The organism is Tateyamaria sp. LSS28, assembly GCF_059611725.1.
Genome location: NZ_JCAPFI010000004.1, coordinates 143,216 through 166,042, shown reverse-complemented (window position 1 = coordinate 166,042; position 22,827 = coordinate 143,216). Strand labels below are relative to the sequence as shown.

General features: G+C 58.1%; 22 protein-coding genes. 9 read left to right on the top strand and 13 right to left on the bottom strand.

Translation table 11 applies throughout. From position 1 onward, the window contains the following. Complete coding sequence (fnrL, locus tag AC53L6_RS13300) at window positions 1-720, bottom strand: transcriptional regulator FnrL (RefSeq protein ID WP_299202531.1); 720 nt, start codon at window positions 718-720, stop codon at window positions 1-3. A gap of 80 nt (window positions 721-800) precedes the next feature. On the opposite strand from fnrL, the gene hemN reads away from it, so the two are divergent. Then, the gene (hemN, locus tag AC53L6_RS13295; protein ID WP_496908183.1) at window positions 801-2,153 is read left to right on the top strand and encodes an oxygen-independent coproporphyrinogen III oxidase; all 1,353 of its coding nucleotides are present in this window, start codon (window positions 801-803) and stop codon (window positions 2,151-2,153) included. A gap of 3 nt (window positions 2,154-2,156) precedes the next feature. On the opposite strand, the gene iolG is transcribed toward hemN, so the two are convergent. The 6 genes from iolG to iolD are packed head-to-tail and all read right to left on the bottom strand — an operon-like array spanning window position 2,157 to window position 8,492. Continuing rightward, window positions 2,157-3,152, bottom strand: coding sequence for an inositol 2-dehydrogenase (iolG, locus tag AC53L6_RS13290; RefSeq protein ID WP_496908182.1), 996 nt, complete (start codon window positions 3,150-3,152; stop codon window positions 2,157-2,159). Window positions 3,153-3,156: 4 nt separating this feature from the next. Then, window positions 3,157-3,984 (bottom strand): class II fructose-bisphosphate aldolase, encoded by an 828-nt coding sequence (locus AC53L6_RS13285; RefSeq protein WP_496908181.1) that lies wholly within the window; start codon window positions 3,982-3,984, stop codon window positions 3,157-3,159. Continuing rightward, the gene (locus AC53L6_RS13280) at window positions 3,981-4,835 is read right to left on the bottom strand and encodes a 5-deoxy-glucuronate isomerase (RefSeq protein WP_496908180.1); all 855 of its coding nucleotides are present in this window, start codon (window positions 4,833-4,835) and stop codon (window positions 3,981-3,983) included. The genes AC53L6_RS13285 and AC53L6_RS13280 overlap by 4 nt, the downstream gene beginning before the upstream one ends. 14 nt (window positions 4,836-4,849) lie before the next feature. Further along, entirely contained in the window at window positions 4,850-5,830 is a 981-nt protein-coding gene (gene iolC, locus AC53L6_RS13275) for a 5-dehydro-2-deoxygluconokinase (protein WP_299599368.1), read from the bottom strand. Then, window positions 5,827-6,624: a phytanoyl-CoA dioxygenase family protein gene (locus AC53L6_RS13270; RefSeq protein ID WP_496908179.1), complete on the bottom strand. Its 798-nt coding sequence runs from the start codon at window positions 6,622-6,624 to the stop codon at window positions 5,827-5,829. Before AC53L6_RS13270 ends, iolC begins: the two co-directional genes overlap by 4 nt. Continuing rightward, the gene (iolD, locus tag AC53L6_RS13265; RefSeq protein WP_496908178.1) at window positions 6,624-8,492 is read right to left on the bottom strand and encodes a 3D-(3,5/4)-trihydroxycyclohexane-1,2-dione acylhydrolase (decyclizing); all 1,869 of its coding nucleotides are present in this window, start codon (window positions 8,490-8,492) and stop codon (window positions 6,624-6,626) included. Before iolD ends, AC53L6_RS13270 begins: the two co-directional genes overlap by 1 nt. A gap of 115 nt (window positions 8,493-8,607) precedes the next feature. On the opposite strand from iolD, the gene AC53L6_RS13260 reads away from it, so the two are divergent. From AC53L6_RS13260 to AC53L6_RS13250, 3 genes are read left to right on the top strand one after another with little or no spacing between them, the layout of a single operon-like run. Further along, complete coding sequence (locus tag AC53L6_RS13260; protein WP_496908177.1) at window positions 8,608-9,711, top strand: Gfo/Idh/MocA family protein; 1,104 nt, start codon at window positions 8,608-8,610, stop codon at window positions 9,709-9,711. Between the two features lie 15 nt (window positions 9,712-9,726). Next, a complete protein-coding gene (locus tag AC53L6_RS13255) occupies window positions 9,727-10,623 on the top strand; it encodes a TIM barrel protein (RefSeq protein WP_496908176.1) in 897 nt (298 codons plus the stop codon). 3 nt (window positions 10,624-10,626) lie between these two features. Further along, complete coding sequence (locus tag AC53L6_RS13250) at window positions 10,627-11,781, top strand: Gfo/Idh/MocA family protein (protein WP_472728788.1); 1,155 nt, start codon at window positions 10,627-10,629, stop codon at window positions 11,779-11,781. A 134-nt stretch (window positions 11,782-11,915) separates the two neighbouring features. Here AC53L6_RS13250 and AC53L6_RS13245 read toward each other — a convergent pair whose 3' ends face one another. Further along, window positions 11,916-12,569: a DUF2238 domain-containing protein gene (locus tag AC53L6_RS13245; protein WP_299201635.1), complete on the bottom strand. Its 654-nt coding sequence runs from the start codon at window positions 12,567-12,569 to the stop codon at window positions 11,916-11,918. Window positions 12,570-12,610: 41 nt separating this feature from the next. Here AC53L6_RS13245 and AC53L6_RS13240 point away from each other — a divergent pair, with 41 nt between their 5' ends. Further along, window positions 12,611-13,342 (top strand): endonuclease/exonuclease/phosphatase family protein, encoded by a 732-nt coding sequence (locus AC53L6_RS13240; RefSeq protein ID WP_496908175.1) that lies wholly within the window; start codon window positions 12,611-12,613, stop codon window positions 13,340-13,342. 66 nt (window positions 13,343-13,408) lie between these two features. Here the strand turns inward: AC53L6_RS13240 and AC53L6_RS13235 are convergent, their stop codons facing one another. The 5 genes from AC53L6_RS13235 to AC53L6_RS13215 all read right to left on the bottom strand — a co-directional run bounded on the left by AC53L6_RS13235 (window position 13,409) and on the right by AC53L6_RS13215 (window position 18,224). Beyond that, window positions 13,409-14,410, bottom strand: a complete 1,002-nt coding sequence (locus tag AC53L6_RS13235) for a LacI family DNA-binding transcriptional regulator (RefSeq protein WP_299743744.1) — start codon at window positions 14,408-14,410, stop codon at window positions 13,409-13,411. Window positions 14,411-14,471: 61 nt separating this feature from the next. Continuing rightward, on the bottom strand, window positions 14,472-15,248 hold the full coding sequence (locus AC53L6_RS13230) for an ATP-binding cassette domain-containing protein (protein ID WP_299201622.1): 777 nt from the start codon (window positions 15,246-15,248) through the stop codon (window positions 14,472-14,474). Between the two features lie 11 nt (window positions 15,249-15,259). Further along, window positions 15,260-16,342: an ABC transporter permease gene (locus AC53L6_RS13225; RefSeq protein WP_299201619.1), complete on the bottom strand. Its 1,083-nt coding sequence runs from the start codon at window positions 16,340-16,342 to the stop codon at window positions 15,260-15,262. A 95-nt stretch (window positions 16,343-16,437) separates the two neighbouring features. Next, entirely contained in the window at window positions 16,438-17,376 is a 939-nt protein-coding gene (locus AC53L6_RS13220) for a sugar ABC transporter substrate-binding protein (protein WP_299599389.1), read from the bottom strand. A gap of 179 nt (window positions 17,377-17,555) precedes the next feature. Further along, a complete protein-coding gene (locus AC53L6_RS13215) occupies window positions 17,556-18,224 on the bottom strand; it encodes a DNA-3-methyladenine glycosylase I (RefSeq protein ID WP_496908174.1) in 669 nt (222 codons plus the stop codon). Between the two features lie 208 nt (window positions 18,225-18,432). On the opposite strand from AC53L6_RS13215, the gene AC53L6_RS13210 reads away from it, so the two are divergent. The 4 genes from AC53L6_RS13210 to AC53L6_RS13195 all read left to right on the top strand — a co-directional run bounded on the left by AC53L6_RS13210 (window position 18,433) and on the right by AC53L6_RS13195 (window position 22,821). Then, complete coding sequence (locus tag AC53L6_RS13210; protein ID WP_299698686.1) at window positions 18,433-19,464, top strand: LacI family DNA-binding transcriptional regulator; 1,032 nt, start codon at window positions 18,433-18,435, stop codon at window positions 19,462-19,464. A 117-nt stretch (window positions 19,465-19,581) separates the two neighbouring features. Further along, entirely contained in the window at window positions 19,582-20,877 is a 1,296-nt protein-coding gene (locus AC53L6_RS13205; RefSeq protein ID WP_496908173.1) for an ABC transporter substrate-binding protein, read from the top strand. A 166-nt stretch (window positions 20,878-21,043) separates the two neighbouring features. Then, window positions 21,044-21,982 (top strand): carbohydrate ABC transporter permease, encoded by a 939-nt coding sequence (locus AC53L6_RS13200; RefSeq protein WP_299599396.1) that lies wholly within the window; start codon window positions 21,044-21,046, stop codon window positions 21,980-21,982. 5 nt (window positions 21,983-21,987) lie between these two features. After that, window positions 21,988-22,821, top strand: coding sequence for a carbohydrate ABC transporter permease (locus tag AC53L6_RS13195; protein WP_299201601.1), 834 nt, complete (start codon window positions 21,988-21,990; stop codon window positions 22,819-22,821). The last annotated feature ends 6 nt before the right edge of the window (window positions 22,822-22,827 follow it).

Sequence of the window (22,827 nt, the reverse complement as noted above, 5' to 3'; positions counted from 1 at the left end):
TCAGATCAGGGGCCCACCATCTGAATCGTCACCGCTTTCCAGCAACAGCGTCTCAAGGTCAGGAATGCGCACACTCCGGTTGCCATCCAGCTCGATCACACCGTCCTTGCGCAAGCCGGTAAACTGGCGGCTGACTGTCTCGATAGTGAGGCCCAGAAAGTTTGCCATCGCCTCGCGGCTGATCGGCAATTCGATACGCGACAGGTCCCCCAGAACCCGTCCATCCGGGTGAACGGTGCGCTTGGCAATGAGCATAAGGAAACTTGCGATCTTCTCACGCGCTGTCTTGCGGCCTAACAAGAGCATCCAGTCGCGAGCGGCGTCCAGTTCATCCAAGGCCATCTCCAGCAACCGTTCTTGAACATGGGGAATACGGATCAACAACGCCTCAAAGGGCTTACGTTGAAAACAGCACAGCGTGACATCTGTCACAGCCGTAACATCATATTGCAACGTGTCGCGCCCGGGCCGGCCGATGAAGTCTGACGGCAGCAACAAGCCAACCAATTGGGTCCGACCATCTTCGATTGCGCGTTCCAGTGTTGCCGTACCTGCAACGACTGAAGCCACCACATCCAGCGCGTCCCCTCGCATGGCGATCGTCTGGCCTGCGGCATATGTCTTATAAAACTTGATCTGGTTCAGCTGTTCCAGTTCGTCATCATCGCAACGCGCGCACACGGCGCGGTGACGGATCGGGCAGCTTGCACAGCTCTCCATGACGGGCAGCACCTTGTTCACCACACCCTCCGTTGATCTGTGTCAATGCATGGTGCCGACAGATCACTCAGCTTAAGAGCATGAAACACGTATCAGACCTCCGCCGTCATGGGCTTTTTGACGCCAAGGTGCCACGCTTTACCAGCTACCCGCCCGCGAATTGGTTCAGCGATGCTGTCGGTGAGGAATGCGTGCGCACTTGGCAATCCACTGCTCCCGAGGATGCAGAGATTTCCCTTTATGTCCACATTCCCTTTTGCCGCAGACTTTGCTGGTTCTGCGCTTGTCGAACCCAAGGCACGAGAAACGATGCCCCGTTGGCACCGTATGTTGAGCGGATTTTAGCCGAGGCACAGTCGGCCAGTGACAGCTTCGCCAACAGGGTACGTCCAAGGCGCCTGCATCTGGGCGGCGGGACACCAACGATTCTGTCGTCTTCCCTGCTGGATCACCTGTTAACCGGTCTGAACGACATCTGGGAACTTGACCAACTTGAGGAATTTTCCGTCGAGGTGGACCCCACGGATGTTGGCCCAAAGCGGCTGGCGATGCTGAAAAAGCACGGCATGTCACGGGTCAGTCTGGGTATTCAGGATTTTGACCCTCAAGTGCAAAAAGCAATTGGTCGACAGCAATCCCGCGACCTCACAGCCGGCGTCGTTGCGCAGCTCCGTGGCTTGAACATCAATGCACTGAATTTCGATCTGCTCTATGGTTTGCCCTTCCAGACAGAGAAGACACTGTCGGCAACCCTCGAAGCAGCGCTGGAAATGGATCCCGGGCGGATTGCGCTTTTTGGATATGCCCACGTGCCTTGGATGTCCAAACGCCAATCATTGATCCCCAGTGATGCACTGCCCAAACCTGAACAACGCCTTGCCCTGTTTGACCTGGCCCGCAGGACCCTTCTGGGCCAAGGCTATGTCCAGATCGGCATCGACCACTTCGCACGGCCTGACGATGCGCTGGCCCAAGCCTATTTCGACAAGCGCCTGACACGTTCGTTCCAGGGATACACCGACGACAGGGCGCCCTACCTGATCGGGTTGGGCGCTTCGGCCATTTCAACCTATCCGCAGGGATTTGCGCAGAACATTCCAGTCACCGGCAAATACGCCGCGCAGGTCGAAGCGGGGCAATCCGCTTTGTGGCGTGGTTATGAATTGAGCGACACGGACCATCTGAAAGCCGATCTGGTCGAACAGCTGATGTGCTACCATACCGCAACACTGTCCGACGCGCAGCTGGCAGAGCAAATCATCCTGACCGCCATTCTGCACATTGTCGAACGCTTTGGCGACGCCGTGACCTGGAACGGCAGGACGCTCAGCATTGTGCGGTGGGCTCACCCACTGGTTCGGATGATCGCTGGCACTTTGACCACCGATCAGAACGAAAAATCCGATGATCGCACTTACAGCGCTGCAATCTGACGTTTAGTCGAATGTCAGGGCTTGCGGTACGCCTCCTTCGTAGGAGGTTTGCGCCGCGTCGGCCATCACTTGTGCCTTGTATCCATCAACGCCACTTGGATTTGGCGAAGTACCGGCCGTAACTACCTCGACGAAATGTTGCATCTCTGCGGTATATGCGGCTGCGTACCGTTCAAGGAAGAACGGCTCGGTCGGGGCACGGATGAAGCCCTGCGCGTCGGATACTTCAACGGTCGACGTCAGAACGTTGTCCGCCCGAAGCATCCCTTTTTCTCCATGCACTTCGATCCGCTGGTCATAGCCATAGGTCGCGCGACGAGAATTCGATATCTGGCAGAGCTTGCCCGATGCTGTGCGCAAGCTGACCATCGCAGTGTCCACATCGCCTGCTTGTCCGATTTCTGGATCAACAAGGCACGAACCATGGGCAAAAATCTCCACCGGATCTTCACCCAACATGAAGCGCGCCATATCAAGATCGTGGATCATCATATCGCGGAAGAGACCACCGGATGTCTTGATGTATCCGATGGGTGGCGGCGACGGGTCGCGCGACAGGATCGTCACCATCTCAACTTTCCCGATGCGGCCCTCATCGATTTGCCCTTTGAGGGTCCGGAAATTCGGGTCGAAACGGCGGTTGAAAGCGATGAAGAAAGGCACGCCGTGCTGCTCGACCACAGCAAGACAATCTCGAATGCGCCCCGCGTTCAGGTCGATGGGCTTTTCGCAGAAGATCGCCTTGCCCGCCCGCGCAGCCCCATGGATCAAGTCGTAATGCGTGGTCGTCGGTGTCCCGATCACCACCGCGTCGATATCCGATGCTGCGAGAATGTCTTCGACCCCCATGACCTGAGCGCCGGTTCGCGCAGCAAGCGCATTGGCAGCTTCTGGCATGGCGTCAGCGACGGCGGCGACTTGGGCACCTTCCAGCCCCATCAGGCTGCGCGCATGGACCTGCCCAATACGGCCACAGCCCAAAAGTGCGATGTTGATCATGGGCTTAGCCTCTCATTGTCTGCAAGACGGTGCGCGTCGCTGCGACCACCGGATCATGCGTATCTTTCAAGATTTGCACACGGTCGAACCGGTCGGGGTCTCTGTTCACGGCATCGCGGAGCGCGTTGCCAAAAGCTTGGCGTAGCTCAGTCCCGATGTTGAACTTACAAATATTGGTTTGGGTCGCAAGCTTACGGCGCTGTGCGGCGGGCACGCCAGACCCACCGTGAATAACCAAAGGCACATCGGTGACCGCCTGGATGGCCGCGATACGGTCCTCGTCCAAGCCGCCTGATTGATCGGTTTGCAAGTGCACGTTGCCAACCGAAATCGCCATGGCATCCACGCCCGTCTCGCGGGAGAATAGCGCAGCCTCATCCGGATCCGTGCCCGCCGAAGCCTCACCGTTGTCATAGCCGACGAACCCGATCTCACCTTCGCAGGAAATACCCGCCTTGTGTGCCATCTCGGCAATAGCCGCCGTCTCGGCAATGTTCTCGGCCAGCGGCTTGCGCGAGCCATCAAACATGAGCGAAGTGAAGCCGCTATCGAGCGCTTCTTTGCACTCGTCGAAGGTGTACCCATGGTCAAGATGCGCCACCACTGGCACGCGTGCACCTTCGGCCAGATGCCGGAACATCTTGCCAAGCACCCGCAATGGCGTGTGTTCCCGGCAGGACGGTCCCGCCTGGAGGATTATAGGACAATCTTCGGCCTCAGCCGCCGCGACGTAGGCCCGCATGTCTTCCCAGCCCAGCGCGACCAGACCAGCCACAGCGTGGCCTTGGGCCTTGGCCGGGCCCAGCACCTCTTCCAAAGTAGCAAGTGTCATTTGAACTTCGCGATCATGTCCTTGATGCCTGGGATCGTCTCAATCTGGTAGGCATGGGTGGGTTGGAAATACTGCACCAGGCTGCGCTGGCTCAGACCACCGAGGATGGTGAAGTAGTACATCTCGTATCCGGGCAGCACTGCGCAGGGGTGGTATCCGTTGTCGAGGCAGATCGTGGAGCCATCCACGATGTGATAGGCGTCGCCCGCCGTATTGTCGTTCCGTTGCAGCATCTGCACGCCCGAGCCGTGGTTGGGGCGGAAGCGGAAGTTGTAGGTCTCGTCGTGGCGCGTTTCGATGATCTCACCGCCTTCGGACCGGTCGGTGTCGTGCTTGTGGCTGGGGAAGCCGGACCAACCACCCTGCCCGACCGTGAACAGTTCGGATACCAGCAGGCGGCCGACCTTGTCATGGTATTTGGTGCCTAGGATATGCTTGATCTTGCGATGCGTCTTGGTGTCGTCAGAGCCGTATTGCACCAGATCCAGCTCGTCATTGCGAACGGCAAAGGCGTCGAGCACCTTGTCATATCTGGCCCCAGCCACGAAAACCTCAGCCTCGTCCGAAGTGCACACCATCTCGGCCTTGGCCGCTGTGGGCACGTAGACGCCTTCGGGTTCGCCATCCCACACATCTACGCCGCGCCCGCCCAAGGCATCCGCCTTGAACCCTTCGACATTCACATCGACGGTGCCGGTCGCGGGCACGATGCATGTCTCGTAGCCGGGTACGGCATATTCAAATGCCTCGCCCCTTTTTAGCTTCACGATGTTGAAGTAGTTGAGAGGGACAGTGGCATCGTCCGCATCCACGATCGGTTTGTTCTGGTTGTCGTAAGGCGCGATATGCATCGGCGTGCCTCCTTTTACGTTGGTGTCGGACCGGGATGGTTGGTCAGGAAATCATCAAGCAGGTCGGGGGTGGGCATCGCGGGCGCGCAACCCGGTTGCGAGACGGTGATTGAGGCGCAAGCCGACCCACGAAGAATTGCAGTTCTCAGATCGCGCCCATCGGCCATTCCGGTCATGAGACCCGCCATGAACGCGTCCCCTGCACCGTTTGGTTTGACCGCCGTAACCGGGTAGATGCCAGTGGCAATCTCTTCACCGCCCGCATAGGTGACAGCCCCGTTCTCACCCATCTTGTAGATCACGATTTCAGCAGTCGTCTCTGACAAGGCTCTGGCCTTGGCCAGTCCCTTGTCCATGCCGCCCGCCATGAATCCAAACTCTTCGTCATTGCCCACAATCATGTCCGAGGCTTCGGCTGCGCGGCTGAGAACATCGGCCGCGACCTCTGCTGAGGGCCAAGAGTACGGGCGGTAGTCAACGTCGAAGATGATCGGCAAGCCTGCCGTCTTGGCCAGGTCAAAGGCGCGGAAGGTGGCGGTCCGCGACGGCTCAGCCGCAAACACAGTTCCCGCAGTGATCAGTGCACCAAACTTGGAGTAGTCCACTGCTTCAACATCTTGCATGGTCATTTGAAAATCGGCCGCGCCGTTGCGGTAGATGACGTTCCGGTGCCCCTCCAGCACGCTTTCATAGAAAGCCAGCGAGTTGCGGAACTCTCCACCCACACGCTGCACATGATCCGTGTTCACGCCGTAGTGCTGCAAGCGGTTCACACAGTAGCTGCCCACCGAGTCGTCTGACACGGATGTCACCAGAGCCGCCTTGCCCCCCAGCTTGCAGATGCCTGCGCCGATATTCGCCGCCGACCCCCCAAGATCCACGGTCAGGCGTTCCGCATCCTCGGCGCGCACACCAACATCTGTGAAGAAATCGATCCCTGCCCGGCCCACGATGACAAAGTCATTGGCCTTTATGCCCTCCAGAAGCCCGCTCACTTGATCCCCTCGGCATTCACAGCATCAGCATCATCCAGAACTTCCGGATATTTGTAATTAAAACCCAGAAGCTGCCGCATCTCGGGGCTGGCCGCATCAAGGAAGGATTGCGGCAGAGCCCCCGGCATATCTTCCAGCGGTTTCACAAATTTCGGGATGTAGTTGATCAGAACCGCGTTGCGGTCGTGATCAGCGTTGTTTGGCATGGCACAATGCCACGCCGCGCCAAAAAAGATCACTGTGTCCCCGGGCTCGCCCGTCATGCGAGCGCAGTTGCTGTAGAAATGGTCGCGATCCTCTGCCGTGGGATAGCGCATGTCTTTTTGCGACCCGGGCAGATAGGCGGTCGCGCCGCTTTCCTCGGTGAAGGGATCAAGCGCGATGGTCACCTGTGCGTTCATGGGAAAACTGGCGTTCAGGCCCATCGGATGCGTTTCGGGTTGGTGAAAATCCCAATAGGGAAAGTCAATATGGGGCTCTTGCCCCGGCCCACCCGGTAACAGGCGGTTCGCCGCAATCGACCCCATGATGAACTCTGACCCCAACCAGCGACGCAGCACCGCCATGATGACAGGGTGCGTGGCCATGTCCGAGAATACGTCGCCCTTGGCCAGCAGGTTCCAGACACGGCGCTGCAGGTTGGCGCGGCCCTCCTCCATCGCCGCACCTTGGAAGTGAGTGACCTTCTCACCCTCTCCGTTCGAATGCGCCATGATGCGCACCGCGCCGGAACCATTCAGCAACTCTTCGCAAATCGCAACGGGATCAGCCGTTTCAGCCGTGAAGCTTTGCATCACACGCCCTTCCGCTGTTTCGGACGTGACGATTCCCAATCTTCATGGGCGGCAGCAACCTTTTCATTGTCTGTCACATGTGGCGTGCCCACTTCCCACCAGGCATGGCCCTCGGTAGTCCACCCCTCATAAGCGTCGACCTTCATGCAAATGACATAGGTCGTCTCGCTGGCCTTGGCCCGCTTGAACGCCTCGCCCAGTTCAGCAGGATTTTCAACTGTCTCGGCCGATGCTCCCATGCTAGCAGCATGCGCTTCGAAGTCGACGGCAAAGGCTTGCGGGATCGTCGGCGCATCACTCAGCAGGTTGTTGAAGCTCTCGTTGCCGGTGTTGTTCTGCAGCTTGTTGATGACCGCAAAGCCACCATTGTCGAGGACAAGCACAATCATCTTCTTCCGCGACAGAACCGACGAATAGATGTCCGAGTTCATCAGCAGGTATGACCCATCCCCAACAAAGGTGATCACATCCTGATCTGGCTCTCTCTCGGCCTGCGCAATCCGCGCGCCCCATGCCCCCGCAATCTCATAGCCCATACAGGAAAAGCCGAACTCCACATCCACGGTCCCGATGTCCAGGGTGCGCCAGTTGGCGGTCACTTCAGCAGGAAGCCCACCGGCTGCTGCGACCACCCGGTCGCGCGGGTCGCAGGCGGCATTCACAACGCCAATCGCCTGAGCGTAGGATTTGGGACGGTTCCCATGCGCAACGTTGTCCGCGACATAGGCGACCCATTTGCTACGCTCACCCTTGGCAAAATCGACCCAACCGGATGGCGTCGTGTAACCGGTCATCGCCGCGGCCAGTGCATCCAGTCCGAGCTTGGCATCTCCTACGACGGGCAAGGACCGATGTTTGCCCGCATCATGCCGGCCAGCATTCAGGCCGATGATTTGGGCATCAGGTGCAAAGGCTGTCCAGGACCCGGTTGTGAAGTCCTGCAACCGGCAGCCGACCGAGAGGATCACATCTGCTTTTTCGGCCACTGCATTGGCGCTGTCCGATCCCGTCACGCCAATGGGCCCGCAATTCAATGGATGCGTGTCGATCATGTTGGCACGGCCCGCGATGGTTTCGACCACAGGGATGTTGTGTGCCTCCGCAAAGGATGTAAGTTCTTCCACTGCCCGCGAATACTGCACGCCGCCGCCCGCGATGATCACGGGCCGCTTGGCTGCTTTCAGTGCCGCGGCGGCATCCGCCACCTCTGCGGCATCCGGGAACTGGCGCCGAATGCGGTGCACCTTTTCCTCGAACATCACGGTTGGGTAGTCATAGGCCCAGCCCTGCACATCCTGCGGCAAGCCAAGGAATGCCGGGCCGCAATCGGCAGGGTCCAGCATCGTGGCAATCGCGTTGGGCAGAGATTGGATGATCTGCGCCGGATGCGTGATGCGATCCCAGTATCGTGTGACAGCCTTGAACGCATCATTCACACCAAAGGTAGGATCACCGAAATGCTCAAGCTGCTGCAGAACCGGATCCGGCAAGCGGGTGATAAACGTATCTCCGCAGAGCATCAGCATCGGAAGCCGGTTGGCATGAGCCAGGGCCGAGGCCGTAAGCAGGTTCGCCGTGCCAGGTCCGGCAGAGGCGGTGCAGAACATAAACCGCTGGCGCAACCACGTCTTGGCATAGCCTGCCGCCGCGAATCCCATGCTCTGCTCGTTCTGTCCGCGATACAGTGGCAGCACGTCCTTGTGGTCATAGAGCGCCTCTCCAAGGCACGTCACGTTGCCATGGCCAAAGATGCCAAAGCCACCACCACAAAGGCGCCATTCCTGCCGGTCGATCTCGATGTACTGTGCCGCAAGATAGCGGATGATCGCCTGCGCTGTCGTTAGACGCACCGTGTCGCTGCCCGCCATTCTATCCTCCCATGGCTGCGCGATTTCATTTATCGACGATTCTGTATTGACCCGTCTGTCGCAATGACGATACCGGTATTGCAACCGGTTGCAAACACTTTTTGGAGGGGCCCGGATGGCGGAGATCGGGATTGGCATTGTCGGCGGAGGCTATATGGGCAAAGCCCACGCGGTGGCGTTTGGCGCTGTAGCCGCAGTGTTCGACACCGCCTTGCGTCCAAGACTGGAAATGGTGTGCGCCACATCGCAAACGTCCGCTGAGAAGTACCGCGCGACCTATGGCTTCGCGCGCGCGACGGATGATTGGCGCGTGTTGGTCGATGATCCGAAAGTCGATGCCATCGTTGTCGCTTCGCCTCAAGACACGCACCGCGACATTGCACTTGCAGCCTTTGCAGCGGGCAAGCCTGTTCTGTGCGAAAAACCGTTAGCTGAGACACCGGATCATGCACGCGAGATGGTCGCTGCCGCCAAGGCGGCGGGCGTCGCCAACATGGTGGGCTTCAACTACGCCAAGACGCCGGCGACACAATATGCTCGCAAACTGGTGGCCGAGGGACGCATCGGGCAGGTCACGTCCTTCAGGGGCGAGATGACCGAGGACTTCTTTGCTGATCCGAATGATCCCGGCACGTGGCGGGCGCAGGGTGACGCCAATGGCTGCATGGGCGATCTGGCCCCCCACCCCATCAACTGCGCGCAGGCGCTCATGGGCCCGATTGAAGCGCTCTTTGCGCGGGTCGAAACTGTGCATCCCGAGCGGGGTGGCGTGCAGGTCACCAATGACGATCAGGCCTACCTGACCCTACGCTTTGCCTCCGGCATCAACGGCAGCCTCTTCATCAGCCGCGTGGCGACGGGGCGCAAGATGGGCTACGCCTATGACATCTACGGCACGGGCGGTGCCATTCGCTTCGATGGCGAGGACCAGAACGCGCTCTGGCTCTACACCGCGGACGGGCCAGTGGCCGAGCGCGGATTTCGCAAGATCCTGACCGGCCCCGCGCATCCCGACTACCTGCCCTTCTGTCAGGGCCCCGGTCACGGCACTGGCTATCAGGACCAGATCATCATCGAAGCCAAGGACTTTCTGACGGCCATCCATACGGGCGATCCCGTCTGGCCCACATTCCAAGAAGGTCTGCGGGTCAATCAAGTTGTGGCTGCGGCCCTTGCGTCCTCTCGGAAAGAGGCCTGGGTCAACGTGGCGGATTTCTGAACAAAGGCAAACACCATGATCAAGATCGGCAATGCCCCCTGTTCCTGGGGCGTGGAATTTGCGGACGACCCGCGCAACCCCGCATGGCGCAAGGTACTGCAAGAGAACGCGGATGCAGGCTATACCGGGATCGAATTGGGGCCTGTTGGCTTCATGCCAGAAGACCCTGCCACCTTGGGCGACGCGCTTGAGGAGTTCGGGCAGGAATTGGTGGGCGGTGTTGTCTTCCGTCCCTTCCATGATCCGGATGCGTGGGATGACGTCATGGACGGCGCGGTGCGCACCTGCAAAGCGCTCAAGGCCCATGGCGCGCAGCATCTGGTGTTGATCGACAGCATCTCGGACCGCCGTGCCCCCACCGCGGGGCGCGCGGATGAGGCCGAGCAGATGGACAAGGCGGAGTGGACCGCCTTCCGTGACCGCATCGCGACCGTCGCCAAGATGGGATCAGAAGAGTACGGCCTAACCGTTGGTATGCACGCCCATGCCGCAGGCTTCATCGACTTTGAGCCCGAATTGGAACGCCTGCTAGACGAGGTTGACGAGAGCATCCTGAAAATCTGCTTTGACACCGGGCACCACTCCTATGCGGGCTTTGACCCGGTGGCCTTCATGAAACGTCATATCGACCGCATCAGCTACATGCATTTCAAGGACATCGACCCGAAGGTGAAGGCCGACGTCATCACCAAACGCACCGGCTTTTACGACGCCTGCGGTCAGGGCATTTTCTGCAATTTAGGCGACGGGGATGTGGACTTCCCTGCGGCTAGGCAAGTGCTTTTGGACAATGGGTTCGACGGCTGGTGCACGGTTGAACAGGATTGCGACCCGGCGGGCGACACGTCACCAATCGACGACGCGAAACTGAACCGCGCCTATCTGCAATCCATCGGATTTGAAGGAGCCTGAGCCATGGCAAAGCTGCAATGGGGCATGATCGGCGGCGGTGAAGGCAGCCAGATCGGACCGGCTCACCGGCTCGGAGCCGGGCTGGACGGGCTTTTCGACTTCACCGCGGGCGCGCTCGATCACCGGCCTGAAGAAGGACGTGATTACGGCAAGCGTCTAGGCTTGGGCGACCGCGCCTACGGCTCGTGGCAAGAGATGTTGGAAGGCGAGCAAAAGCGCGACGATCGCATCGACCTTGTCACCGTCGCCACGCCCAACGCCACCCACTACGAGATCACCAAAGCCTTCCTCGAAGGCGGTTTCCACGTGCTCTGCGAAAAGCCGATGACCATGACCGTCGAGGAAGGGCAAGAGATCGTCGAAATCGCCCAGAAAACCGGCAACATCTGCGCCGTGAACTACGGCTACACCGGCTACTCCCTGGTCCGGCACATGCGGGCCATGATTGCACGCGGCGACATCGGCAAGGTGCGGCTGGTGGTTGCTGAATTCGCTCATGGTCACCATGCTGACGCGACGGACGCGGACAACCCCCGCGTCCGATGGCGCTATGACCCGGCACAGGCGGGGGTGTCCGCGCAGTTTGCCGATTGCGGCATCCATGCGCTGCACATGGCCTCCTTCGTCACGGGGCAAGAAGTCGAGAAACTGAGCGCCGATACGGTGTCCTGCATCGACGTGCGCACGCTGGAAGATGACGCCATGGTCAACTTCCGCATGGACGGCGGGGCCGTTGGACGGCTTTGGACCTCCTCCGTGGCCATCGGGCGCCAGCATGGGTTAGGCATTCAAGTCTTTGGGGAAACAGGCGGTCTGAGGTGGAGCCAGGAGCAACCGAACCAGCTTTACTATATGCCGCTGAATGAACGCCTGCGGGTGATCGAACGGGGCGAGGCGAACCTGTCACCAGAGGCAGATCGCACAACCCGTGTCACCATCGGCCATGCCGAGGGAATGCCGCTTGCGTTTGCCAATATCTATACCGATCTGGCCGAAGCAATCTGCGCACGCAAAGAGGGTCGGTTGATGGACCCGGCAGCGAACCTTTACCCGCGGGCTGAGGACGGGCTGCGGTCAATGGCTGCCGTGTTCGCGGTGGCTGAAAGTGGCAAGCAGGACGGCGCCTGGCTGGATGCGCGGCCACCGATGTTTCGATAGGCTGAACAGTCGGCATGCGGTTACCCCTGGGGTGACCGCAACACATTGCCTACCAAAGTGAATTTGTCTCCACCTCAAAGAGGAAGCCTTGCCAGACCCAGCGCAGGCGATGCTTGGGCTCATGGAGAGATGCCTTAGCGGCGTAGCTTGTCTTTTGCCCGGTGATAAAGGTTCCGGTTGGCATCAACGAACTGTCTGATGAAGGGCGCAAACAAACGTCTTTCACGCCCCTTGAGGTAAAAATACCCGCTGACGGCGCCGATGATCGCCCCAATGCCATTTACAATAAGATCGCCCATCGTGTCGTCGAGGCCACTTTTCTGCATGTTGAGACCAAAGATCGAGTCCATCGCATACTCGAAAATCTCCCACAGACTGCCGACCGTCACGGCAAGGCAGAAGGATAGAAACGCGATGGCGACCGGCGGCGCAGCATAGCGATCACCTTCGAACAACATGAAAATGAACAAGAAACCAATCAAACCGAACCCGATGGCCGAGGACCCATGCAGAGCAAGGTCCCACCACCAGACACGCTCATAGAAGCCAAACGCCTCACCCATGAAAATGGAACCACTGATGAAGAGTGTCGTGGCAATCAGAAAGGGAAAAGGCACGGTAATGGAGTATCGGGAAGCCAGAAAAAGTGGTGCCATACATAGCCCAAGCGTCAACAGAGCGACAAATGCCAGTTCCCAAAAGCCGACGACAAGAGCAACAAGGGACGCCGCAAGCAGGACACCCCATAGGATCAACAAGATAGGGTTTTGGTTTCTGAGCCGGTCCATGGGCCTATTCTTTTTCAAGTATCACTACATACGTAAGCACCATGGCCGAGCTTAGCATCCCCCAGACACTGCGTTTTGCCAGTTATAATATTCGCAAGGCGCGCGGGCTGGATGGCCAACGAAATCCGGGCCGCATCCTGGACGTTCTGAACGAGCTGGGCGCTGACGTCATAGCCTTGCAGGAAGCTGACAGAAGGCTGGGCGATAGACCCGCAGCGTTGCCTTTCCGCATGATCGAGACAGACACCGACTTTGAGGTTCTGCCAACTGCGCAAAACGACGTCAGCCTAGGCTGGCACGGGAATGCCATTCTCTTACGCAAGGGGATTGAGGCGGCTGGTGTAAAACGGATCGACCTGCCCGGGCTCGAGCCGCGTGGCGCGGTCTATTTTGAAGTTGATCTCGGCCCCTTGTCGGTTGCCGTCATGGGTGCCCATCTTGGCCTCATGCGTCGGCACCGGCGGCTTCAACTCGAGAGATTGGCCACGCAAGTTCAGGACGTCGATGACGCGATTATCCTGGGCGACTTCAACGAATGGTCCGCCCGGAGGGGGCTAGAACCGTTGACGCCGAAATTTACCGTTCTAAGCCCCGGCCAGTCTTTTCACGCAGCACGTCCGGTCGCTGCGTTGGATCGCATCGCGCATTCCAGCGCCATCAAGGTAGCCGACGCGGGTGTCGACCAAGGGAAACTAGCAAAGCTCGCGTCAGACCATCTGCCCATCTGGGCGGATCTAATGCTGCCAAGGCCGTCGTTGTCCGCGAAGGCCTGACCGGGTAAGCGGCTTTGTACCCGACGCAATCGGCCAGACAGCCACTTCATCGGATCGTTCGCTCAGTCAGGTCAAGACCGGGCGCAAGGTGCCGCGCTCAACCACATGGCAATCGAAGGTCAGGGATTGTGCCACGGTTTCCGCGCCATCCAGCATCGCTTCGACCAGATCGACAGAAGTGCGAACGATGTCGTCAATCGGGTTGTGAATCGTCGTGAGGTCAATCAACTCCCACGCAGCCATTTCCATGTTGTTGAGGCCAAGGATACCGACGTCATCCGGAACAGACAGCCCAGCATCTTTGATCGCCGACAATGCGCCGATGGACAGCACATCGTCGCCACAGAAGTATGCCTCGGCTGGCCCCATGGAGAGAAGGCGCGCCATCTCATCCCTGCCCGCACTAAACGAGTAGGCAGCAGCATAGCTGACCGAAAGCGACATCTCGGGGTGGCGCCCCAGCTCCTCGACGAACCCGGTGTGGCGGTCGCGGGTTGAAGTGGCGCTGAGGGGTCCGGCCAAGAACCCGACCCGCCTGTAACCGCGCTTGATCAACTCTCGCGCAGCGATCCGACCAGCCTCAATATTGTCGATGCCAAGTACGTTTATCTTCGGCGCGTCCGTGAGGCGGCCAAAGGAATGAACCACACGCATGCCCGCTTCGTGAAAGCTTTCAGCAAAGCTGACGGGCAGCGTAGAGGACGCCACGATCACCGCGTCCACAGAGTATTGCTGAAGAAGGCGGACAGAGTTCGACGGGTCGGTTTCATCCGAAAGATTGACCAACAAAGGTCGCAAGCCGCGCTTTTGCAACTCGCGCGTGACCAGATCAAACACTTCCAAGAAAATAGGGTTGTGAAAGTTGTTGGAGATCACGCCGACCAGCTTGGTCCGGCCCGTGGTGAGGGATGAGGCCAGAGCATTGGGACTATAGCCCAACTCAGCCGCGGCCTTTTCAACCTTTTCCCGCGTTTTGCCACTGATCGACGCGCCAGGTGTGAAACAGCGGGACACAGCAGAGCGAGACACACCTGCCCGTTGGGCCACATCCTTAAGCGTCACAGCCATAGATCAGACCCTCGCACCGACTTGGTCGCCGTCCGGGCCGCACCCAAGGTCGCACACCTCTTCAGGCCGCGTCCTCGTACCCTTCCTGCGTCTTGGCGCCGGTGATGTAGGCGACCACGTCTTGGCCATCAGTGTCTTCCTTGCGTAGGTTCGCGCAAATGCGTCCGCGCCGGAAAACCACGATCCGGTCCACCAAGTCAAACACCTGCCGCATGTTGTGACTGACCAGGATCAGCGGTTCGCCCGCTTCTTTCAGCGTTCGGATGATGTTTTCAACCTGCGCCGTTTCCTGCACGCCCAGCGCCGCAGTTGGTTCATCCATGATGGTGAGCCGCGAGTGGAAGGTGGCCGTCCGCGCAATCGCTACGCATTGCCGCTGTCCACCAGACATGTTGCGGATGGTGTTGCGGATATTGGGAATTTTCACAGCCGTCTTTTCGAGCCCGTCCATCGTGGCTTGCCGCATCGCCTTGTAGTCGAGCAGACGAAAAGGTCCGAGCCAATCCAGTTTGGTCTTTTCGCGACCGAGGAACAGATTGTCGGGTACGTCCAGGTCGTCCGCCAGGGCAAGCGTTTGGAACACTGTTTCAATGCCTGCCTTACGGGCATCAAGTGGGCCGTCGAATTGTACCGGTTCGCCGTAGAACAGAATATCACCCCGCGTGCGTTGTTCTACCCCGGTGATCTGGCGGACAAAGGTAGACTTGCCCGCTCCGTTGTCGCCCATGATCGCCACGTGCTCCCCCTTTTTCAGGGTGAAGTTCGCGTCGTTGAGTGCGTGCACCCCACCATAGTGTTTGGTTAGACTCCGCGTTTCGAGAACTATGTCGTCGTTCATGGTGCTTCCCCTCAACTTCGCGATGCCGCGCGTTCCTGCCGGACCTTGTCCAGCACGACCGCGCCAATGATGATCCCACCCATTGCCATTAACTGGTAGAAGGCGTCGAGCTTGATGTAAGTGAACCCTGACTGGATGACCCCGAACACCATGGCGCCCAGCACGGTGCCGATGATGGACCCACGCCCCCCCGTCAGGCTAACGCCGCCGATCACAGCCATGGCAATGGCGTAGAGTTCGTAGAAAATACCCATGCCAGACTGCGCCGTCAGGTTCTTTGAACTCAGCACGATGGCAGCAAAGGCCGCAAGCATCGAAGCGATCATATAGACCATCACCTTGTGCCGTTTGACGTTGATGCCCGACATCCGAGCGGCATCCTCATTCGAGCCTATGGCGTAGGTGTGTTTGCCGTAGACGGTGTATTTCAGGATGAAATGGAACAGTATGGCCAATGCGATAAACAGATACACCGGCATCATACCCTTGCCGATCAGTGCGTAGCTCTCGGTGGGGAAAGACACCGGCTGCCCGCGTGTCCAAGCCTGTGCGATGCCACGGCAGATTAGGAACATACCCAGTGTCGCGATAAAGGGCGGGATGCGGGTGTACGCGATCAGACTGCCGTTTATGGCCCCGATAAAGGCCCCGAAACTGAGCCCGACAATCAATGGGATGATAAGCGGCAAGTCAAAGGCCCAGTCGCCAAACACCGCCTTGGGATTTGGACCGCCATTGACCAACTCTGTCTGTGCAAAGGACATCACGATCATAGCCGTTGCCCCGACAAGGGGGCCGGAGCTGAGGTCGATGCCGCCTGAGATGATCACTTGCGTCACCCCCAACGCGATGATCCCGATGATCGCAACTTGAAGAATGATGATGCGCAGCCGCGCTTCGTTGAAAATACTGTCGAAGCGGTCACGTGTATCGAACAGAAAGCTTTGCCCGTTCATGTAGGGCAGCAACTGGCCCGCCGCCTCGAACGCGAAGATGATCAGGATCAGCGCAAAAAAGATATTGAGTTCGTTCGGCCAGGCGCGCTTTCTGGCGTCAAATGTCAGCCCGCCGGTGCCCTGCGTTGCGTCGGCCATGGATGCCTCCAGTTTGAGCGGTCCGTCGGGCCGCTTCTTTTGTCAGGGTAAGTCTGTCAGGCGGCACATGAGCACCGCCTGACCTGTTCACTAGCTTAGTTCAGGAAATCGGACACGTTGTCCGGAGTAACCAGCTTGAAGGGGATGAAGACTGTTTTATCAACATCGTCTCCGGCCGCCAGTTTGATGGCCGTATCGATCGAGCCTGCGCCCTGACCAGCAAGATCTTGGAACACCGTTACGTCCATATCACCCGCCTGCATCGAAACCAGGGCGTCTGGGGTGGCGTCCACCCCGCCCACTTCAACGTCGTCCATCGAGATGCCCGAGGCTTTCATCGCCTGGATCGCGCCGATTGCCATTTCGTCGTTGTTGGCGAAAACAGCGTCAAACGGCTCGCCCGAAGAAATCCAGTTGGTCATCAAGTCTTGCGCCTGATCGCGCGACCAGTTTGCGGTTTGCTTGTCGATAAGGGTGATGAAGTTGCACATGTCCATACCCAGAACGTCCTCTACGTCCTTGGAACGCTGAACGGCGGCCTGGTTCGAAAGCTGGCCCATCAGCATGTATGCTGTTGCACCACCTGACTTACCTGCTGCGCGCAGGTTCTTGCAGATTTCAAAGGCCTTCAGCGTACCGGATTCGATCTCGTTCGACGCCACAAAAGCCTGACCTTCGGGCAACGTGTCCATGTTAACGGGCTGACGGTTCACATAGACCATTGGCACACCTGCGGCTGCAGCGGCTTGGCTCATCGCCTCGGTCGCGTTGGTGTCGACCGCATTCACGATGATCGCATCCACGCCTGACGCAATGAAGTTGTTGATCTGGTCAAGTTGGCGCGCAACGTCGTCCTGCGCGTCTTCCATGATCAGTTCAACACCGTCCAGCGTTTCAATATGATCGGTCATACCATTGCGCATAATCGTCAGGCCGTTATCGTCAAAACGGGCCACCGACACGCCAATGGTTTCGGCCATCGCCGTGCCACCCATCAGCATCGCCAGCGCGCCTACTGTCACAAATTTCTTCATGGTTTCCTCCCAAGTTGCGTGTCCGGATCACGCCATTTTTGCCGGACCGCCGACCGAAAACCGTCTCTCCTCGGACTGAGTCCCCGGCTGGCAACGACCGCGATGATAGGCGAGTCGCTGCATTTTGCAACCGGTTGCATTCAAAATTTGGATGAAGGGCAATCCCCGCAAATACGAGGCTAACCGCAACTGGTGGCAAGGATGCGGCTGATTTCTTTCAATGAACGCCCCGATTGGTCCACCCAGGCGTTCATTGCTTCCTGAACCGCCTTCATCGCCGACTTTGAGGTCGGCGGCTTGTCAATCACGCCTTCAGCGATCAAGCGCGCAGTGACATCGCGCGACAGAATGTAACCGTCCACGCCCATAAATCGGAGAAAGTATTGCCCTGTTGTTCCGCCCAGCCGCGATCCTTCTTTCTTGAGGAGATCCAAAAGGCCTGCAAAATCGTCTGAAGGCCAGTGGCCGACCATTTTGCCAAAGTTGCCATGGATCGTGGCTTGTTCCTGAACAAAGACAGCGTTCTGCTGTACAGACCGGATTTTTTGCGGGTAACGAATAATGGCTGTGTTTGCACAAAGCTCATCAAACCAATCCCCGCTCATCATGGCGCAGCGTCCCACATCGAAACCATAAAAAGCCTCTTCGAAGCCGGGCCACATACGCTCCACGACCTTCCAGTTGAACCCTGCCTGAAAAATGGAGCGTGTCATTTCGGCAAGCCAACGGTGATCAGGGATCCCCGATAGGACATCCGGTTCAACCGGCGGCTCAGAACCGGCAAACACAATATCTTCACTGCCTTTGCGATCTGCGCTAATGGCAAGAATGTCGTCCAGGGTGCGCATAAACCATCTCCTTTTTCATTGTGCAGCCTAAAGATAAACGCCGGTGCAAATTGCCGGGTAGACGTAATTCCGCTTTGGGGTGGTGCGCAAATGAATGCACTAGGCACACACCGCAGCCAGGCAGTTTGCGCGCGCAAAGTTTTTTTTCTATCGTTCATCTGACGCGAGTCCGACGCATTGTCTGGCAGGGCGTAGGACGGAGTGCGAAATGGGCGAACGCAAGATCAGGAACATGGAAGAGTTCGCCTCGGTCAGCGGCATCTCTCGTCCGACTGTGTCCAAGTACTTCAACGACCCGACCAGCGTCCGCGCATCCACGCGTGCGCGGATTGAGGCGGCCATCGAACAATACGATTATCGCCCGAACATCTACGCGATGAACCAGAACCGGCAGTTGACCAAGAATATTGGCATTGTTGTGCCATACCTTGCCGACCCGTTCTTTGGCGAGATCGTTCGTGTCATCGAAATGCGGTGTATCGAAGCTGGATTTTCTCCCTCTCTTTTCAGCTCACACGGTGAGCCGGAGCAAGAAAAGGATATTTTGGATACGCTGCGGTCTCTCAAACCCGCTGGCGTGTTGTTGGCACCCCTCGGGCGACTATCGGACAAATCCGCGATCGAAACCTTTTGCCGCGATGTGCCTACGGTCTTGTTTGACAGCAACATTGATGGGATGGGCGAAGCATTTGTAGGGTCCGACAACTACAGCTTCGTTTCGCAAACCGTGGAATATCTCAGCCGAACAGGCGAACCGCCGTGCTTTTTTGAAATGAAGCACCCGGCCAACCCGAACGCAAACAAACGCCGCCGTGCCTATCTGGACATGATGGAGCGACTGCAACTGGAACCACATGTGATGCAGGTCGATGGCTCCGGCTGGGCGTTTGAAGAGATCGGACGCAAAGGGGCACATGATATTCTCAACAGGCAAGCGCTGCCCACCAACACGGTTCTGTGCAGCAATGATCGTCTGGCCATCGGATTTCTGTCGGCCTGTTTCGAGATCGGTTACAAGGTCGGACGCAGCACCGGTGACGACCTGCGCGTTGCGTCGCACGACGATCATCCGTTCTCACGTTACACCTGCCCGTCCCTTACGACAGCAGCGCATGATTACGGCAGCGTGTCGGGCCATGCGGTAGAGACATTGTTCCGTCTGATCGAATCAGGAGGACGGTTCCAAAGCCGGGAAGAAACGCTGTTCTCGGCGCGCTTGATCATGCGGGACTCTGCCTAAAGCCTTGGTTTCCAGCGCTTTGACTGAAATCTTTACGCGCGTAAAAAATGAATTGACGCGGCAATAAGTCTGCGGATAGCGTTTGCTGTGTAACATCCAATAATAGGGAGGAGTCGGATGTACTTGAAGAACGCACTGCGTGCGGCGACAGCATTGTCGCTTGTCACGGCAACGAGCGCACTGGCAGACGGCCATGCAAAGTCGCTCACCATCGCGATCGTGAACAACGGTCACATGATTAACATGCAGAAAGTTGCGGAAGCCTACACCGAAGAAACGGGCGTCGCACTTGAATGGGTTTCGCTGGAAGAGGGCGTGCTGCGCGAGCAGGTCACATCCGACACAGCAACCGGTGGCGGCCAGTACGACATCATCAACATTGGCATGCAGGAAGCACCAATCTGGGGTCAAGCCGGCTGGATCGAGCCGTTGGACTTCAGCGACGCATACGATGTCGATGACATCTTGCCCGCAATGCGCGAAGGCCTGAGCTACGACGGGCAGCTCTATGCCGCACCGTTCTATGGCGAAAGCTCGATGGTGATGTACCGCAAGGACCTGGCCGATGCGGCTGGCGTCACGATTGCGGACAACGACAGCTGGGAAAACGTGAAAGCTGCCGCTGCTGCGATGCACGACCCCGACAATGGCATCTACGGTGCATGTTTGCGCGGCAAGCCGGGTTGGGGCGATAACGCCGCCTTTATCACGACTGTTGCCAACTCGTTCGGCGCGCGCTGGTTCGACGCAGACTACAAACCGCAGCTCGACTCGCCCGAGTGGAACGCGGCTGTCAGCTTCTATGTTGACCTGCTCAGCAACTACGGCCCTCCCGGTTCGGAAGGCAACTCGTTCAACGAAATCCTCGCCCTCTATAACGAAGATAAGTGTGGCCTGTGGATCGACGCGACAATCGCGGCTTCTTTCCTAGAGAACCCGAATGTCGCTTATGCACAGTCGCCAAATGCCGGTAACCCGGTTGGTGCGAATTGGCTGTGGGCATGGGCGATGGCTGTACCCGCCGGAACTGAAAATGCAGAAGAGGCAAAAGCCTTTATCGAGTGGGCTACATCCAAAGACTACGTTAAGGCCGTTGGCACCCACCCAGACTTCGGCTGGGACAAGGTTCCGACAGGTCAGCGCGCATCGACCTACGAGATCCCTGAATTCCAGGCCGTGGCGAAGTTTGCAGCAGCCGAGATGGCCGCAATCGACTCCGCCGCCCCCGGTGCAACCGATCTGAAGCCCTACGTTGGCGTCCAGTTCGTTGCGATCCCGGAATTCCCGGAAATCGGTAGCGCCTTTGGCCAAGAAATGTCGGCCGCACTGTCGGGCGCCAAGTCGGTCGAAGACGCATTGGCTGCGGCACAAGAAGTCGCAGACTCGGTCATGCGCGAAGCAGGTTACTACTAGGTCTTCCCAGACTTAGCGGGGGCCCGCCCAACCGGGCCCCCAAGCTAACCCGGCCTATGGTCCATCGGGGTTACTCAAGCCCCACAATCGCCTAGGCTGGCACTCGTAAATTGCAATCAACATCCAACGGAATCGCTGAACACACGCGATGCTAGGGACTAGGGTTATGTCTGACAGAAAGCTTCCCCGCCTCCTTCAAACACCGGCTGTCGTGCTGTTGTTGATCTGGATGCTGGTTCCCCTGAGCTTAACGCTCTACTTCTCTTTCATCCGCTACGTTCTGAACAACCTGCGTCGGCCGGAGTGGACCACACCAAGCTTCAGCAACTGGCGTGGCTTCGGTAACTACGAATTTGTTCTGAATTCCAAGGACTTCCTGTTTGCAATTCAGAACAGCCTGCTGATCGTCGGAAGTATCTTGTTCCTGACCGTTATCCTGGGCGTGCTCATCGCCGTCATGATCAACCGGGCTTTTCCTGGCCAAGGGATTGTACGGGTTCTGCTGATCTCGCCCTTCTTTGTAATGCCCGCCGTGAATGCCGTTTTGTGGATCAACATGATCCTTGATCCGGTACTGGGTTTGCAGGGTCTTGCCGTGAACGGCATCAATGACCTGATCGCGTCATTGCAAGGGGCACCGGGTATCGGCTGGTTCTTCTCACTATGGCCTGACGTTGCACCCATCTCTTTCCGGGCCACTCAGACATCAGCCTACGCTGTAATCATTATGGTGACGTGGCAGTGGACACCCTTTGCGGTCCTGATTTTCATGACCTCACTGCAATCCGAAGATCAGCAGCAGAAGGAGGCCGCCGTTCTTGATGGCGCTGGCGCGCTCTCTCAGTTTCGCTTTCTCACCCTGCCCCACCTTGCGCGGCCCATCGCAATCGTGGTGATGATCCAAGCAATTTTTCATCTGTCGCTTTACGCCGAGATCGAGATCGTAAGCCGCGGCAACGGCAACAAGAACCTGCCCTATCTGATTGGCGAGTTCGCCAACAACAACATCGGTGCGGCCAGCGCTACCGGTATCTTTGCCGTCATCCTTGCCAACATTGTTGCCATCTTCCTGCTGCGGATGATCGGCAAGACATTGATGGAGTAACTCCCATGGCCATTGTTGCAACCAGCACCAAATTCAGCATCTATGGACGGCCCGTTCTGGCCTGGATCGTGGGTCTGATCTTCTTCTTCCCGATCTTCTGGCTGGTACTCACAAGCTTCAAGACGGACGCGGACGCGGTGAAGCCCGAGTTCCTGATCTTCTTCACGCCGACGCTCGATAACTATCTAAACATGACAGAGAACTATGACTATTGGCGCTTTGCGACCAACTCGGTCATCACATCGGTCTTTGCTACAGTCTTTGCACTGGCCGTCGGCATTCCCTGTGCCTATGCCATGGCGTTCAATCCATCGCGGGCAACCAAAGACGTCCTGATGTGGATGCTGTCGACCAAGATGCTACCCGCCGCCGCGGTGCTGTATCCGATGACGTTCCTGACCAAGAGCTTGGGCCTGTTTGACACGCACTTCATGGTGATCGTTGTGCTGATGTTGATCAACCTGCCCATCGTGGTCTGGATGCTGTTCACCTACTTCAAGGAAATTCCCAAGGACATCATTGAAGCAGGCCAGATGGATGGTGTGAACACCTGGGGCGAGGTCAAGGAAATCCTGATCCCACTGGCTTGGGGTGGCATCGCCTCAACCGCGCTGCTTTGTTTCATCTTCTGCTGGAACGAAGCGTACTGGACGGTTCGCCTGACGACGACCGAGGCTGCCACCCTGTCCAAACTCATCGAAGGCAACCGCGCACCCGAAGGTCTGTTCTTCGGCCGGTTGTCTGCCGTATCCGCCGCCGCAGTTGGCCCGATCATCGTGCTGGGCTGGTTCTGTCAAAAACAACTGGTCCAAGGGCTCACCTTTGGCGCCGTGAAATAGGAACGC

Excerpts from the sequence above, each read along its gene's own strand:
- fnrL (WP_299202531.1), bottom strand. The coding sequence starts at position 720 with ATGGAGAGCTGTGCAAGCTGCCCGATCCGTCACCGCGCCGTGTGCGCG.
- hemN (WP_496908183.1), top strand. The coding sequence starts at position 801 with ATGAAACACGTATCAGACCTCCGCCGTCATGGGCTTTTTGACGCCAAG.
- iolG (WP_496908182.1), bottom strand. The coding sequence starts at position 3,152 with ATGATCAACATCGCACTTTTGGGCTGTGGCCGTATTGGGCAGGTCCAT.
- AC53L6_RS13285 (WP_496908181.1), bottom strand. The coding sequence starts at position 3,984 with ATGACACTTGCTACTTTGGAAGAGGTGCTGGGCCCGGCCAAGGCCCAA.
- AC53L6_RS13280 (WP_496908180.1), bottom strand. The coding sequence starts at position 4,835 with ATGCATATCGCGCCTTACGACAACCAGAACAAACCGATCGTGGATGCG.
- AC53L6_RS13270 (WP_496908179.1), bottom strand. The coding sequence starts at position 6,624 with ATGCAAAGCTTCACGGCTGAAACGGCTGATCCCGTTGCGATTTGCGAA.
- iolD (WP_496908178.1), bottom strand. The coding sequence starts at position 8,492 with ATGGCGGGCAGCGACACGGTGCGTCTAACGACAGCGCAGGCGATCATC.
- AC53L6_RS13260 (WP_496908177.1), top strand. The coding sequence starts at position 8,608 with ATGGCGGAGATCGGGATTGGCATTGTCGGCGGAGGCTATATGGGCAAA.
- AC53L6_RS13255 (WP_496908176.1), top strand. The coding sequence starts at position 9,727 with ATGATCAAGATCGGCAATGCCCCCTGTTCCTGGGGCGTGGAATTTGCG.
- AC53L6_RS13250 (WP_472728788.1), top strand. The coding sequence starts at position 10,627 with ATGGCAAAGCTGCAATGGGGCATGATCGGCGGCGGTGAAGGCAGCCAG.
- AC53L6_RS13245 (WP_299201635.1), bottom strand. The coding sequence starts at position 12,569 with ATGGACCGGCTCAGAAACCAAAACCCTATCTTGTTGATCCTATGGGGT.
- AC53L6_RS13240 (WP_496908175.1), top strand. The coding sequence starts at position 12,611 with ATGGCCGAGCTTAGCATCCCCCAGACACTGCGTTTTGCCAGTTATAAT.
- AC53L6_RS13235 (WP_299743744.1), bottom strand. The coding sequence starts at position 14,410 with ATGGCTGTGACGCTTAAGGATGTGGCCCAACGGGCAGGTGTGTCTCGC.
- AC53L6_RS13230 (WP_299201622.1), bottom strand. The coding sequence starts at position 15,248 with ATGAACGACGACATAGTTCTCGAAACGCGGAGTCTAACCAAACACTAT.
- AC53L6_RS13225 (WP_299201619.1), bottom strand. The coding sequence starts at position 16,342 with ATGGCCGACGCAACGCAGGGCACCGGCGGGCTGACATTTGACGCCAGA.
- AC53L6_RS13220 (WP_299599389.1), bottom strand. The coding sequence starts at position 17,376 with ATGAAGAAATTTGTGACAGTAGGCGCGCTGGCGATGCTGATGGGTGGC.
- AC53L6_RS13215 (WP_496908174.1), bottom strand. The coding sequence starts at position 18,224 with ATGCGCACCCTGGACGACATTCTTGCCATTAGCGCAGATCGCAAAGGC.
- AC53L6_RS13210 (WP_299698686.1), top strand. The coding sequence starts at position 18,433 with ATGGGCGAACGCAAGATCAGGAACATGGAAGAGTTCGCCTCGGTCAGC.
- AC53L6_RS13205 (WP_496908173.1), top strand. The coding sequence starts at position 19,582 with ATGTACTTGAAGAACGCACTGCGTGCGGCGACAGCATTGTCGCTTGTC.
- AC53L6_RS13200 (WP_299599396.1), top strand. The coding sequence starts at position 21,044 with ATGTCTGACAGAAAGCTTCCCCGCCTCCTTCAAACACCGGCTGTCGTG.
- AC53L6_RS13195 (WP_299201601.1), top strand. The coding sequence starts at position 21,988 with ATGGCCATTGTTGCAACCAGCACCAAATTCAGCATCTATGGACGGCCC.